Raw genomic sequence first — 14,519 nt, 5'->3', positions numbered from 1 at the left:
CGTAGGATGTGACGGTTAGACAGGTATGTTAAAATAAAGGAATGATCATTAAGTAAGGATAGGAAGGTGAAGCTGGGACATGCAGATGGGAACGATTCTGGTAGTAGATGATGAACAGCCTATTGCTGATATATTGAAATTTAATTTAGAAAAAGAAGGCTACGAGGTTATTTGTGCTTTTGATGGCAACAGTGCAGTGGAGCTGGCATTGTCCAAAAGGCCCGATCTTATGCTGCTTGATCTTATGCTGCCCGGCAAAGATGGCATGGACGTCTGCCGCGAGGTGCGTTCTGCGCACTTGGACATTCCTATCATTATGCTTACAGCCAAGGACGGAGAGATTGATAAGGTACTTGGCCTGGAGCTTGGTGCTGATGACTATGTGACCAAACCTTTTAGTACACGTGAATTGCTGGCCAGAGTTAAAGCCCAGATGCGGAGACAGCATAAACCGTCACCACAGGGGATGGCGAGTGAACCAGCAGAGAATAAGCAGGGCATTTATCATTTTGATCTGTTTATAGATACAGATATGTATATGGTCTATAAGGGCGGGGAGCCGCTTGACTTGACCCATCGTGAATATGAGCTGCTCTACTATATGATCAAACATGCCGGTAAGGTGATGACTCGGGAGCATTTGCTGCAGGCAGTGTGGGGATTTGAGTATTTCGGTGATGTGCGGACCGTTGACGTGACGATCCGTCGTCTAAGAGAGAAAATTGAGGAGAACCCCAGCAAGCCCGAATATATTTATACTCGGCGTGGACTCGGCTATTTGATGCATAGCCCTAAAAATGGAGGACTGTGATGAAGTGGCGGTCCTTTATCCGGACAATTCAGGCAAAACTTATTATTATTTACGTATTGCTAATTCTGATAGCTATGCAGTTGATCGGGGTTTATTTTGTCAGCTCGATGAAGAACTCGTTAACAGATAATTTCACCAAGGACCTTAAAGCACGTGCTGAGATGTTGTCTATCCTGACTGCTGATAAATTTGGTAGTGAGGCTGGAACCGCAGATGAGGAAACCGCTGTGGAAAGTCTGCGCGGAATGGTCAATAATCTGTACATTAACGGGGCTGAGATTCAGGTACTGGATGCCAGCGGCAAAATCATCACCACTTCCGTTCCCTCGCAGAATGACTATGTCGGGCAGCGTAACACCCAGACAGTTGTGAATCGGGCCTTGCAGGGCATCAGTGATAACGAGGAATATATTATTGCCGATGATAATGTGCGTAAAAAGGTTGTGGCCAAGCCTGTGCTCTCGGGTGACAAGGTAGTGGGCGCAATCTATATTGCTGCTGACATGAAGGATCTGTACGCCACGATGGGCCGGATCAATAGTGTATTTATCTCAGGTTTGCTGTTAGCTCTAGCGTTAACGGTTGTTTTATGCGTCATTCTGGCGCACACCATCACGCAGCCTATTAAGGAAATGACGAGGCATGCTACGGCTGTCGCTGAAGGCCGATTCAATCGTAAAATGCCTGTATTAGGAAATGATGAAATTGGACAACTCAGTCAGGCGTTCAATTATATGACCGGTAGATTGCGTGAGGCACTCTCGCAGAATGAAGAGGAGAAGGAGAAGCTTACCTCTATTCTGACGAACATGAGTGATGGTGTTGTGGCTACAGATGAGAACGGAGTAGTGATTCTGATGAATCGGCGGGCAGCACTGATGCTCGGAAATGAAGGCCCGTTGCCGGAAGGCGCTCCTCTAGATAAACTGTTGGGCTTAGATTACGAACAAAGCGGATCTCTGGCTAAAGGTAATGCCCAATCTGCAATGCTTCATCTGACCCATATGGGTGGAGAAGATTCTAATATCGTAAGAGTGACGTTTACTCCCATTCATCGTCGTGAGGGTGGCATTGCCGGCACAATTGCTGTGCTGCAGGATGTCACCGAACAGGAGAATCTGGAGGAATCACGCCGGGAGTTCGTGGCGAACGTTTCGCATGAGCTAAGAACACCACTTACCACTATTAAAAGCTATGTTGAAGCACTGGATGATGGAGCACTTGAAGATCCGCAGCTGGCGGTTCGATTTGTTGGGGTTATTCGCAACGAAACCGAACGGATGATCCGTCTGGTTACGGATTTGCTGCATCTTTCCCGTCTGGATTCCAAGGAAGCTCTTCTTCGAATTCAGCAGACGGATATTACCGAGATGCTGGAGGATGTGGCGGATCGTTTTTCTTTTCAAATTCGGCAGAAGCGTATCGATATAAGTACAAGGGTCCGCAAAGATGTTACCACGGCGTGGCTTGATCGCGATCAAATCGATCAGGTCTTGGGGAATTTGGTCTCCAATGCGCTAAAATATACGCCAGAAGGCGGTACGATTGAACTGGAAGCGTTGAAGAATGAGGATGGAATGCTCTCCATTTCTGTGCGTGATTCGGGGATAGGGATTCCGAAAAAGGATATCGAGCGGATCTTCGAACGATTTTATCGCGTGGATAAGGCACGTTCGCGGAACATGGGAGGCACCGGACTTGGCCTTTCCATTGCCCGGGAAATTGTGAAGGCACATGGAGGCTCCATTTCCCTGCAATCCGAGCTAAATGAAGGTTCAAAGGTAACCTTTACCCTGCCTTTGAACGAGCAAAGGGGGAGTGAGGCATGAAGGAACGAATCAAATCATGCATTCTAGCCTTGCTCGTGCTCGGAAGCCTGGTTGAAAGCTATTATTTGATCTACCGTTTGCCTGGTGCTGATTCAGCAGTGCTTTCTGAGAACCTGTATGTGAAGACAGATAATATGGGTCCGGAAGAGAAGGTAGAGAACCTGTTATACCCTGACAAAATGATCATCCATATGGGAGAAGGCAAACATACGCTTTTTTATCCGGATTCTACGTTCTATAGCTTGATCATGAATCGCTTAAAAGGTCGTGGCTTCGAAAGCTTCCAGCGGCATTCGGTACAGGATTATGATTGGGATAAGATCCGCAATGAGAATCCTGGGATTGAGCTTTCATTCGGAGCGGGCATTCCGGTAACGTTATTGCAGCGGGTGATGCAGTTATCGCCAGATTCCCTTTTTGAAGGAGAAAGCATTGATCGCATTTGGATCTATAACATTAAGAATGATTCCAAGGCCCATGCTATTTTCTTCAGTACGAGAGGCGACATCATATACGAAGCGGCAAAAGCGGATTTAACGGTTCAGGATGTGCAGCAGCATGTTGATTTCGGTAAGAATTGGACGCCTTACAAGACCGTAAGCGGGGATTATTATGTGCCAGACAGTAAGATTTCTCTGGTTCAGGTAGACATGCCTTCCGGGATGTACACCATAGAGCAAATGCAGAGTAATCTTTTCTTCGATGTTGGAAGCACTAGATATATTCGGGAGAAGAACGGCTCGGAGATTTATACGGATAGCAAACGGAGCCTTCAGGTGGACCAGGGTAAGAACTGGATGAGCTATAGTGACCCTGCAGCGCTTCCAGCTGGAGAAAGTACCCCTGCCAAGGATGCTTTGGAAGCTGTAGAATTTGTGAACCAGCATGGCGGATGGAATGGGACTTACCGTTTGGAGGCTACAGAGGAAGGCAGACAGGAGAGAAAGGTCTCTTTTCAACAATATTATGGCTCCTATCCGTACGGCTCCTATCCGATTATGAGCAATTCATCATTACAGTATGGTGTAATAAATCTGGAACTGCAGCAGGGAACAGTATCCTCTTATGAACGTTCTCTAATCTATATAGATGAAAGTAAGGCCGTAAAAAAGGTAGTGGAGCTATCTGGAGGTGCGGATCTGGAGTATAGGTTGTCTCTGGTCAGTAAAACTTCGGCAGTGAAGGATTTAACGCCTGCTTATGTGCCTGAGGTGAAGGAAGATCATCTGGAGCTGATACCTGTCTGGAAAGTTACACTTAGTGATGGCAGTGTTCTTACTTTAAATTAATGGACAAGTGGTTCATATAACAATTAGGAGGTTCGGGTATGGATTGGGGAAGAGCTAAAAATGTACTGATTTGCGCCTTTTTAGGTCTGAATCTGCTGCTATGTTACCAGCTGTGGGTCGATTTGCGCGATCAGGTTAGTGCTAATCTTGATTTTACTTCCCTGTCTGCTGAGACCCAAGCCGTAATGGAGCAGAAAGGGATTCGTGTATTGTGTCCCATTCCGGCGTCTACCCCGCAGCTTCCTAACATTACTTATCGTTATTCTGCTGAAGAGCAGACTGAACCACCAATTAAATTAGATGTACCTATAGACAGCAAGCTGATCTATTCTTCCTTCTCAGAGCTTAGCAAGGCGCTTGAGGATAAGATTCCTGATATTTCCAATTATCGCTTTGATTCACAGGAAAGTGAGGTTGGGAAGTTTGTTCTTCATCCGCTGGTTCAAAATCAGTGGTCGTTGTTCCGTGTTAGGCTAGAGTTGATTAACAGTGATCAAAAAATCGTAGCTTACCGCTGGCCGAAGATTGAAATAGGGACAAGCAGCAGCGATAAAGAACAGAAGGTGCTTCCAGCATCGCAAGCACTTAGTAGCTTGATAGAGAAGTATTTTCCGGCAGATTCCGTAGTGAAGGAGATTGAGCTGGGGTATTACGGTGAGCTGTTCAACTCGGAAAGTCAGGTAGCTTCGCCGATGTGGCGGTTTATGCTGGAGAACGGCAATGCCTATTATGTGGATGCTATTAGTGCGGACATCATCAGTCCTAAGACAACAGAGTAGAAGGAGTAAGGAAAATGGGGATTTCATTTACAGTACTGTCCAGTGGTTCTACCGGCAATGTAACGGTGGTACGAAACGGGGAGACAACACTTATGATTGACGCAGGTTTTAGTGCCAAGCGGATCGATGAGCTGTTGGCCATGCGTGAACTAACGGGTAATGATATAGACGGGATTCTAGTTACACACGAACATTCCGATCATATCAAGGGACTCGGGGCCATGGCCCGTAAATACGATCTTCCGATTTATGCGAACACCAATACCTGGGGAGCTATCGAGAAGGGAATTGGTAAAATACCGGAGTATAACCGTATGATCATGGAGTCTGGCCAGCACAAGGATTTCGGCAGTATGCGAGTAGAATCCTTTGCGATTTCTCATGATGCAGCGGAGCCAGTGGGTTACAATTTTTATGATGGAAAAGAGAAGTTATGTGTAGCTACAGACCTGGGCTATGTTAGTGATAAGGTAAGAGATGCAATTTCAGATGCAGATGTATTGGTGCTGGAGGCGAATCATGATATCGAATTGCTGAGAATGGGACGTTATCCGTGGAATACGAAACGGCGCATCCTAGGCGACATGGGTCACCTTTCCAATGAGGCAGCTGGAGCTGCGCTTAGCGAAATTCTTACAGGGCGGACCAAACGGACCTATTTGGCGCATTTAAGCCGGGATCACAATATGATGGATTTGGCAAAAATGTCGGTACGCGGCGCAATGGAGGATCGGGGCTGTTTTTTCAAAGATAGTGAGTTCAGACTGTGTGATACGTATTATGATCAACCTACGCCATGGGATAAGCTGAGCCAGTCATAAGCTGATCAAGTTCAGCGGTCTTGCGATCTAATTCTTGGCGGGAGATTAGGCCTTTTTCAATCATCAATTCGATCATTGCGCTAAAGGCAAGGGTCATGTGGTAGTGTTCATCCTTTAAGTCACCAAGCTTACCGATAAACTCGACTAAATCCATACTTGTTGAAAAAGAACTCATAATTAATCCTCCTTTAATAGTGTGAATATATAGTGTAATTAGAACTGAAAACTGTAAAAAATTCGCAGGTGTTTTAGCTGAGGAAAATCCCGAATTGCAGGTTGCCTGTGATACAATTAAAAGCGTGATGAGCAAAGCTAAAATTTTAGGGACACTTCTATTTTATTGTAGTCTTTTAAGTTGCAAAATATTCCTAATAGAGAAGATATATTAAAAGATTATCATAATCTAACGATTGATCGAAACTCTTGTGGGGTTAATGGATAAAGTGAAACTTTTTAGTGATATTTGGAGTCTAATGGTTACAGAGGTTTGGTTCGGACGTGGTTGCTATAGGTTCAGGTCTTAACAACAGTGAACGCTTGGCAATAGAAGGGGGAGATTTTCGGTGGGATTGTTTGATGATGATTTCTATTCAACTAAAGTTTCGCGGTCCAGAGGGGATGAAGCATCAAAGGGATCGTTTGCTAACCGTAGACATTCTGTACGCAGATCGCGTAAAGGGCTATCTACCTGGCAAATATCCGCCGTTTGCTCCTTAGTCAGCGCTGTGGTGGCAGTTCTGTTATTCAGTATGTTTACAGGCCAGATGAGTCATGAGACTGCTCAAAAGCCGGTTGTAACAACTGGAAATGTTGCCCCAAGCAGTAGTGATCCATTTGACCGGATTATTCAAGCTGCTGCCACGGTTCGCCCTGCAGTAGTAAGTATTATCAATCATAAAGAAGATAATGAAGAATTAAACATTCTGGATGAGTCCGCACTAGGCTCAGGAGTGATCTATAAAAAGACAGGAAATAAAGCATTTATCATTACCAATAATCATGTCATCGAAGACTCCGGTAATCTCGAGGTAGTTACAGTGAACGGAGAGACCCGTAAGGCAACACTCGTTGGAACGGATAAAGTAAGCGACATTGCGGTACTCTCTATTGATGCCAAAGGAATCGATACCATCGCGCAGCTCGGTGATTCCTCTAAGCTTCGTCTAGGTGAAACGGTCATTGCTATCGGTAATCCGCTAGGACTTGGTGATACATTGACCTCGGGGATTGTTAGCTATACTGAACGGATGGTTCCCGTATCCCTTAATCAGGATGGAGTATATGACTGGGAACAAGAAGTGATACAGACTGATGCGGCGATTAATGAAGGAAATAGTGGCGGCGCGTTAGTGGATCTCGATGGCAAGGTCATTGGAATTAACACGATGAAGATTTCAGATACGGGTGTAGAGGGTCTGGGTTTTGCAATTCCTGCGAATCATGTGATAGATATCGCTAATGAGCTGGCTGAAAAAGGGCATATTGCCCGTTCGTACTTGGGTGTATATTCAGTTGATTTGAACAATCCGTACGTTCCACTAGCAGAAGATCAACGCAATGAATTGAACCTGCCGAACAGTGTTAAGGATGGAGTAGTTGTTCTAGAAGCCGTTGGCCCTGCGAAGGAAGCTGGACTGCAATTCAATGATGTCATTACCAAATTTAATGATCAATCCATCATATCTACCCTTTCTCTTCGCAAGTACTTATATAATCATACGAAGATCGGTGATGATCTGAAAATTACTTACTATCGAAACGGCGAGGCCAAACAGGCAACAGTTAAACTTCTTGAAAAACCACAGGAATAATATGCTGGAAGTCGGTATATAATGATATAGCAGTTACGACAAGTAGAGCGGACTACCCCTTCGATTCCAAGGGGGTACCTTCTTGAAAAAGCGGATAAAAGTAACGTTTTTGGGAAAGCTATTTTTCTAAAACCATGATAATTATGCCAGAAAAAGGATCTATTTAGGGAATAAACACTAAGTGGCAGCCCTTACATTGGAAGGTAATACTTATTAGGGCAAAACCGGATATATTCGGATGCTTGCTTGCCTTTGCTAATCAGGTGTGGTAATATGATATCAATCATACATTTAGTCCCTAATTCTCGCATTGAAAAGGGCTGTCATATTTGGTAATACAACCTTTTTCAATGTGTGAATTTTTTCTTTGTTTGAAGATAAAAAGAACATATTAATTTAAATTTGTGGAGGTAACACACATGCAAACAGGTACAGTTAAATGGTTCAACGCAGAAAAAGGATTCGGATTTATCGAAGTTGAAGGCGGAAGCGACGTATTCGTTCACTTCAGCGCAATCACTGGCGACGGCTTCAAAACTTTGGACGAAGGCCAACGCGTTGAATTCAACGTTGTTCAAGGCAACCGTGGACCACAAGCCGAAAACGTTGTAAAACTGTAATAATAGAAGAAACCGTCCCAGCTTGTGAAAGTTGGGACGGTCTTTTTATATCTAGTTACTCACTATTGACTTACAGGATGGGAGGAACGGCAATGAACTACCGGAAGAAACCTTTGGAAGAAATACCGGAAGAAAATACCGCAATTTGGGCATGTACCAATGAGGGATGCAACGGATGGATGAGGGATAATTTCGCATTTGAACATGCGCCTTCTTGCCGTCTATGTGACTCTCCAATGGTTCGCAGCACGAAGATGCTACCTCAATTGCTTAATTCAAATGGCGATCTCAAATCGCTGAAGAAGGGTATTTCCATCTAACCAATACCTAAATGAGTCAAGCATTTAATAGAACGACGAACCACTCAAGACGGGTAAACCGTCTTATTTTTTTTGCTTTCTTTATGCTAAAATGTGATCTTTGTCACAAATCATTTGAATTTCACCGTTAAATGACTATCTTTATGTGACATTTATCACAAAAAGAAGCTTAAATTTTTGACAGAATATAATTAACGAAAAGGGGAGAAGGAAGGGACAAATATGGATACAGTAATGCTGTCGCGTATACAATTTGCGTCGACGACAATATTCCACTATTTCTTTGTACCGGTATCAATCGGACTAGCGCTCTTGATTGCAATCATGGAGACAATGTACGTTAGAAAAGGTAATGAAGAGTACAAAAAAATGGCGCAGTTCTGGGGAAAGCTATTCCTCATCAATTTTGCAGTAGGGGTAGTTACAGGGATATTGCAGGAATTTCAGTTCGGGATGAACTGGTCCGATTATTCACGTTTTGTGGGTGATGTATTCGGGGCTCCACTTGCAGTTGAGGCATTGGCAGCCTTTTTCCTGGAGTCTACTTTTATTGGGATATGGATATTCGGCTGGGATAAGGTATCCAAGCGAGTACATTTACTGTCCATCTGGCTGGTAGCATTCGGTACGATGTTATCTGCATTCTGGATTCTAGCGGCTAACTCTTTTATGCAGCATCCTGTGGGTTTTGAGATAAATAATGGACGTGCAGAAATGAATGATTTCTTCGCGCTTATTACGAACGGACAATTGCTGGTTGAATTCCCACATACAGTACTGGCTGCTTATGCAACAGGTGCTTTTCTTGTAACAGGTATTAGTGCTTATAAAATATTGAAGAAACAAGAGGTTTCTTTCTTTAAGAAGTCTTTTCAGATTGCAGCTATCGTAGGGATTATTTCTTCTATTGGTGTAGCTGTTGCTGGTCACGCCCAAGCGCAATATTTGGTTGAAACTCAACCAATGAAAATGGCAGCTTCCGAAGGACTGTGGGGTAAGAGTGGTGACCCGGCACCTTGGACCGTATGGGCAAACATTGATCCAGAGAATCAAATCAGTACTGGAGAATTTCAAATTCCTTATATGCTGAGTTTCCTTTCATACAGTAAATTTTCCGGTGAAGTTAAAGGTATGCTTGAGCTGCAAGCGGAGTATGAGCAAACCTATGGCCCCGGTGACTATATTCCACCTGTACGTACGACATTCTGGAGTTTCCGGATCATGGTTCTAGCAGGAACGTTAATGATTGTATTGGGAATGTACGCTATGTACTTAATGTGGCGCAAAAAAATGGACCGTCCGAACACTTGGTTTATGCGGTTCATGTTATGGGGCTTGCTGCTTCCTCCGATTGCGAATACAGCCGGTTGGGTCATGACCGAATTCGGGCGTCAGCCATGGACGGTATTCGGACTGATGACAACGGAAGACAGTGTGTCGCCTAATATTACAAGTGGTCAAGTTCTGTTCTCCGTGATTTCTTTTACAACGATTTATTTAATTCTAGGATTAGTGTTGGTCGGATTGTTTATTAAAGTGATTAAAAAAGGTCCTTATGCGATGGATAACGATCACGGCGATTCGAATGATCCATATAACGAGGAGGGTTCCCATGATATCTCTTAATGAATTGTGGTTTGTGCTGATTGCAGTTCTGTTTATAGGGTTCTTCTTCCTGGAGGGTTTCGATTTCGGCGTAGGGATGGAAACACAAATTCTCGCTAAAAATGATACAGAGCGCCGTGTTCTGATTAACTCGATCGGACCTTTCTGGGATGGGAATGAGGTATGGCTTATCACCGCTGCGGGTGCAATGTTTGCGGCTTTCCCGGAGTGGTATGCAACGCTGTTTAGTGGATTCTATATTCCTTTTGTATTTGCCTTATTAGCTCTGATAGCGCGTGGTGTCGCTTTTGAATTCAGAGGTAAACGTGATTCATTAGCTTGGAAAAGAACTTGGGATGCCTGTATCTTTATCGGCAGCTTCCTTCCACCATTCCTCTTGGCTGTAGTGTTTGCAAGCTTTATCAAAGGGTTGCCTATTGATGGGGATATGCAAATGTATGCAGGGTTCACAGATATCGTGAATGTGTACACTGTAGTAGCAGGGCTTACTGTTGTCCTTCTGTGCCTAGTGCATGGTCTCATGTTCACAACGCTGCGTACAGTGGGTGATCTACAGGCTCGCGCTCGTAAGTTGGCACAAAAATTGCTGATACCACTCGCAGCTTTATTTACTGCTTTTGTGATTATGACTTATAATATGACGGATATTTTCGAGCAACGTGGAACGGTTCTTATGATTATTGTAGCCCTGGGAGTTATCGCCTTTGTACTGTCCGGTTACTTCATGACGAAGAAGAAGGACGGCTACGCTTTTGGAATGACAGGAGCGGTAATGGCTCTTTCGGTAACTTCTATCTTTGTAGGATTGTTCCCGCGTGTTATGATTAGTTCAATTGATCAAGCTTTTAATTTGACGATCACTAATGCGGCTTCGGGCCATTACTCTTTGAAGGTAATGACGATTGTGGCACTGACCATCCTTCCGTTCGTATTGGGATATCAAATTTGGAGTTACTTTGTCTTTCATAAACGGGTTCACGAGAAGGAGCATCTTGAATACTAATGGATAAAAACTTGCTTGGGTATAAAGGAGTTAAGCCAGTCTTTCTGATTGTAGGCTTCCTTACCCTGGTGCAAAGCTTGTCCATACTTCTGCTGGCTAAATCGCTGGCAGAAGTAATCTCTGCGCTATTTGCGGGAGAACCTCTGAAGGAACAATGGGGCACTGCGCTATTGTTCCTTCTTGCATTTCTTGTGCGCCATGCTTGTGCTATGCTGATGAGCCGTGTCTCTTACCGCTTCGCGGAAGCAACGGGCAGCACTATGCGGAGGGAAATGATGGACAAGCTCTTCCAGCTTGGCCCTAGAATGGTGGGCGGGCGTGGAACCGGGGATCTTGTTACACTAGTGCTGGAAGGCGTAACTAAATTCCGCACGTATCTGGAAGCAATCATTCCTAGAATGGTAGGGATGTCTGTTACACCGGTCTTGGTGCTTATTTACGTCTTTACGATGGACACTACGAGCGGGATTATTCTTACGGTAACTATGCCGATTATTATTGTTTTTATGATTTTGATTGGGATGACGGCCCGTAAGCAAATGGATCGGCAATTGAAATCATATCGCACATTATCTAATCATTTCGTAGACTCACTACGTGGACTAGAAACATTAAAATTTCTAGGGCGCAGTCGTAGTCATAGCGACAGCATTGCTACGGTCAGCGATCGTTATCGCTCGGCGACCATGCGTACGCTGCGAGTGGCCTTTTTGTCATCGTTCGCCCTGGATTTCTTCACTATGCTGTCTGTAGCTTCTGTAGCGGTAAGTCTTGGTTTGCGGCTTGTAAATGAACAAATGACATTGGTTACGGGCTTAACGATTCTAATCTTGGCTCCGGAATATTTCCTGCCTGTCAGATTGGTGGGTTCAGATTTCCATGCTACTTTGGATGGGAAAGAAGCCGCTGAAGCAATGAAGAGCATTATAGATCAAGATGAGGTGAAGGCTGAAGTAATCGGCCCTAACGGTAATCTATCTGTCGGTTCTGCAGCAAAAACATCGGAACAAATATTCACTTGGCATGAGAATAGCGTGCTCACATTAAATGACGTTAGCGTGAAGTATGAGGAAGCAGGGCTTTCTTCGCTGGAAGCGCTGAACCTGCAATTTAAAGGAGCTAGCAAAATTGGGATTATCGGAGAGAGCGGGGCCGGTAAATCTACTTTAGTGGATATATTAGGGGGTTTCTTACACCCTACCTCAGGAAGTATCACGGTTAACAGTACAACGGTTAGTGCATTAACGGATGAGGCTTGGCGAAAACAGACCTCATATATCCCGCAGCGTCCGTATATTTTTAGCGGCACGTTAGCGGATAATATACGTTTTTATTACCCTGAGGCTTCTATGGAAGCTGTTGCCGCGGCAGTGAAAGCTACTGGTTTATCGGGGCTGGTGGATACTCTTCCGCATGGTTTAGATGAGATGATTGGTGGCGGTGGCCGTTCGTTCAGCGGTGGCCAGGAGCAACGGGTGGCATTAGCCCGGGCACTGCTTAGCAGCCGTCCAATTATGCTTCTAGATGAGCCAACGGCGCATCTGGATATTGAAACGGAATATGAGCTGAAGGAGACGATGGTGCCTCTTTTTGAAGGAAAGCTGGTCTTTCTGGCTACCCATCGCCTACACTGGATGCTAGATATGGACATTATTGTAGTAATGAAGCAAGGCCAAGTGGCAGAAATCGGTACCCATCAGGAGTTACTTGCCCGCAAGGGTGCGTATTATGAGTTGATTGGGTCGCAATTGGAGGGAATCCATTGAAACGTGAAGGATGGTTTGCTCCCTATGTATCGTCGTATTTTTGGCGTTTTGTGCTAATTATTGTGCTTGGGGCGTTGACGATATTTACAGCCTCTTCATTGATGTATACTTCAGGATTTCTGATCTCAAAAGCGTCTACACCGGTCGAAAATATCCTGATGATCTACGTGCCGATTGTTGGTGTACGTACGTTCGGAACAAGCCGAGCAGTCATTCACTACGTGGAACGGCTGATTGGGCATGACACCATTTTACGGATTCTTTCTAAAATGCGTGTGCGCCTGTACAATATTTTGGAGCCACAGGCCTTGTTCCTGTCGTCGCGTTTCCGTACTGGGGATATTCTCGGGATGTTAGCTGATGACATCGAATATTTGCAAAATGTATATCTGAGAACTGTATTTCCAAGTGTTATTGCTTTATTGATCTACGGGGTTGCGGTGATTGCGTTGGGCACCTTTGATATCGGTTTTGCGTTATTAATGGCTTTGTATATTTTGGTGTTGGTCGTGGTATTGCCGCTTATATCTTTGTTGTTCACCCAGAAACGTCAACGTGAAGTGAAGGTAGAGCGTAATCGCCTCTATCAAAAGCTGACTGACGCCGTTCTCGGTATGGGCGATTGGGTCATTAGTGGACGGCAAAGCCAGTTCGTGGAGACCTATGAAGCAGATGAGAAAAAAGTGGCCAAAACGGATGCAGCGCTGCGCAGCTGGGCGCGTCTACGTGCGTTCATCGGGCAAGCAGTTGTTGGAGTTGGCGTGCTTTCGATGTTATATTGGGCCGCCGGGGAGTATGCGGATGGTGCTATTGCAGGTACGTTGATTGCGGCGTTTGTATTGGTTGTTTTTCCTGTGGCAGATGCTTTTTTGCCAGTATCCGAAGCTGTGGAGAAAATCCCGCAGTACCGTAACTCGCTGGAGCGGTTGTCTGGAGTGGTTGGAGAAGAGCATAATATAGTTTCCGAACAGGCATCTGTAGTTGATGTTCTACCTCAGGCCATAAAAAGTGCTCATATCCAGCTCGAAAATGTGGGTTACCGCTATGGATCAGAGGATAACTGGTCGGTTCGTGATCTCAGCCTCGACATCCCACAAGGCAAAAAAATTGCCATCATCGGCCGTAGTGGGGCAGGGAAATCGACGTTGTTAAAGGCTATTCAAGGGGTTATCCAACCTTCTGCAGGTTCGGCTATGATTAATGGAATCGCGGCGGCTGCCTATGGCGATAATATTCCTTCTATTATTGCGGTGCTAAATCAAAGCCCACACTTATTTGATACTACGGTAGCGAACAATATTCGCATGGGTGATCCGAAGGCTTCCGAACAAGCGATTAAAGAAGCTGGCGCATTAGCCAAAATGGATACGCTGATCTCCTCGTTACCAGAGGGATACAATACCTTTGTCCGTGAAGCGGGGCAACGTTTCTCCGGTGGAGAGCGTCAGCGGATAGCGTTAGCTCGTATTTTGCTGCAAAATACACCTGTCGTCATTCTTGACGAACCGACCGTAGGGCTGGACCCAAGCACGGAACGTGATCTTTTGCAGACGATGTTTGAAGCTATGGACGGTAAATCTCTGATCTGGGTAACGCATCATTTGGTTGGTGCAGAGCAGATGGATGAAGTAATTTTTATGGAAAATGGCTCGGTAGAAATGCGTGGAACCCATGCGGAGCTGATGGAAAAAGAACCACGTTACCGCAGATTGTATGAGCTGGATCGTCCAGTGGAGTTTCTAGGGTAAGATGGAGAGTTGGTAGATAACATTTATAGAAATTAGAGAGATATTAGTGAAGAGATTCCTTTTGCCCGTTTGGGGTGAGAGGAATCTTTTTTTTCG

General features: G+C 44.9%; 13 protein-coding genes. 12 read left to right on the top strand and 1 reads right to left on the bottom strand.

Going from position 1 to position 14,519, the window contains the following annotated elements:
• Nucleotides 1–79 precede the first annotated feature (79 nt).
• The 5 genes from yycF to NSQ66_RS30155 are packed head-to-tail and all read left to right on the top strand — an operon-like array spanning nt 80 to nt 5,529.
• A complete protein-coding gene (gene yycF, locus NSQ66_RS30175; protein WP_076124308.1) occupies nt 80–811 on the top strand; it encodes a response regulator YycF in 732 nt (243 codons plus the stop codon).
• Nucleotides 811–2,640 carry a cell wall metabolism sensor histidine kinase WalK gene (walK, locus tag NSQ66_RS30170; RefSeq protein ID WP_036677817.1) on the top strand — a complete coding sequence of 610 codons (1,830 nt, stop codon included), beginning with the start codon at nt 811–813 and terminating at the stop codon, nt 2,638–2,640. The genes yycF and walK overlap by 1 nt, the downstream gene beginning before the upstream one ends.
• Entirely contained in the window at nt 2,637–3,929 is a 1,293-nt protein-coding gene (gene yycH, locus NSQ66_RS30165) for a two-component system activity regulator YycH (protein WP_036677820.1), read from the top strand. The genes walK and yycH overlap by 4 nt, the downstream gene beginning before the upstream one ends.
• Nucleotides 3,930–3,967: 38 nt before the next feature.
• Entirely contained in the window at nt 3,968–4,708 is a 741-nt protein-coding gene (yycI, locus tag NSQ66_RS30160; RefSeq protein WP_036677823.1) for a two-component system regulatory protein YycI, read from the top strand.
• Between the two features lie 14 nt (nt 4,709–4,722).
• Entirely contained in the window at nt 4,723–5,529 is an 807-nt protein-coding gene (locus tag NSQ66_RS30155; RefSeq protein WP_036677825.1) for an MBL fold metallo-hydrolase, read from the top strand.
• Here NSQ66_RS30155 and NSQ66_RS30150 read toward each other — a convergent pair.
• Complete coding sequence (locus NSQ66_RS30150; RefSeq protein ID WP_036677826.1) at nt 5,498–5,704, bottom strand: hypothetical protein; 207 nt, start codon at nt 5,702–5,704, stop codon at nt 5,498–5,500. The two genes, NSQ66_RS30155 and NSQ66_RS30150, sit on opposite strands and share 32 nt — an antisense overlap.
• Before the next feature lie 388 nt (nt 5,705–6,092).
• Between NSQ66_RS30150 and NSQ66_RS30145 the strand changes: the two genes are divergently transcribed.
• From NSQ66_RS30145 to cydC, 7 genes are all read left to right on the top strand, one after another.
• Nucleotides 6,093–7,340 (top strand): trypsin-like peptidase domain-containing protein, encoded by a 1,248-nt coding sequence (locus tag NSQ66_RS30145; protein WP_036677827.1) that lies wholly within the window; start codon nt 6,093–6,095, stop codon nt 7,338–7,340.
• A 419-nt stretch (nt 7,341–7,759) separates the two neighbouring features.
• Nucleotides 7,760–7,960: a cold-shock protein gene (locus tag NSQ66_RS30140; protein WP_019914582.1), complete on the top strand. Its 201-nt coding sequence runs from the start codon at nt 7,760–7,762 to the stop codon at nt 7,958–7,960.
• Nucleotides 7,961–8,052: 92 nt separating this feature from the next.
• Nucleotides 8,053–8,280 carry a cold-shock protein gene (locus NSQ66_RS30135; RefSeq protein WP_036677829.1) on the top strand — a complete coding sequence of 76 codons (228 nt, stop codon included), beginning with the start codon at nt 8,053–8,055 and terminating at the stop codon, nt 8,278–8,280.
• 222 nt (nt 8,281–8,502) lie between these two features.
• Nucleotides 8,503–9,906, top strand: a complete 1,404-nt coding sequence (locus NSQ66_RS30130; protein ID WP_036677831.1) for a cytochrome ubiquinol oxidase subunit I — start codon at nt 8,503–8,505, stop codon at nt 9,904–9,906.
• Nucleotides 9,893–10,909, top strand: a complete 1,017-nt coding sequence (gene cydB / locus NSQ66_RS30125) for a cytochrome d ubiquinol oxidase subunit II (protein WP_038573947.1) — start codon at nt 9,893–9,895, stop codon at nt 10,907–10,909. The genes NSQ66_RS30130 and cydB overlap by 14 nt, the downstream gene beginning before the upstream one ends.
• Nucleotides 10,909–12,675, top strand: a complete 1,767-nt coding sequence (gene cydD / locus NSQ66_RS30120; protein ID WP_076140570.1) for a thiol reductant ABC exporter subunit CydD — start codon at nt 10,909–10,911, stop codon at nt 12,673–12,675. Before cydB ends, cydD begins: the two co-directional genes overlap by 1 nt.
• Nucleotides 12,672–14,423 carry a thiol reductant ABC exporter subunit CydC gene (gene cydC, locus NSQ66_RS30115; RefSeq protein ID WP_076140572.1) on the top strand — a complete coding sequence of 584 codons (1,752 nt, stop codon included), beginning with the start codon at nt 12,672–12,674 and terminating at the stop codon, nt 14,421–14,423. Before cydD ends, cydC begins: the two co-directional genes overlap by 4 nt.
• Nucleotides 14,424–14,519: the final 96 nt, after the last annotated feature.

Origin of the sequence: Paenibacillus sp. FSL H3-0329 (assembly GCF_037963285.1) — a bacterium.
Taxonomy (GTDB): Bacteria; Bacillota; Bacilli; order Paenibacillales; family Paenibacillaceae; genus Paenibacillus_AQ; species Paenibacillus_AQ odorifer.
The sequence above is the reverse complement of the archived record's forward strand: the minus strand, read 5'-3'. Positions and strand labels throughout refer to the sequence as shown.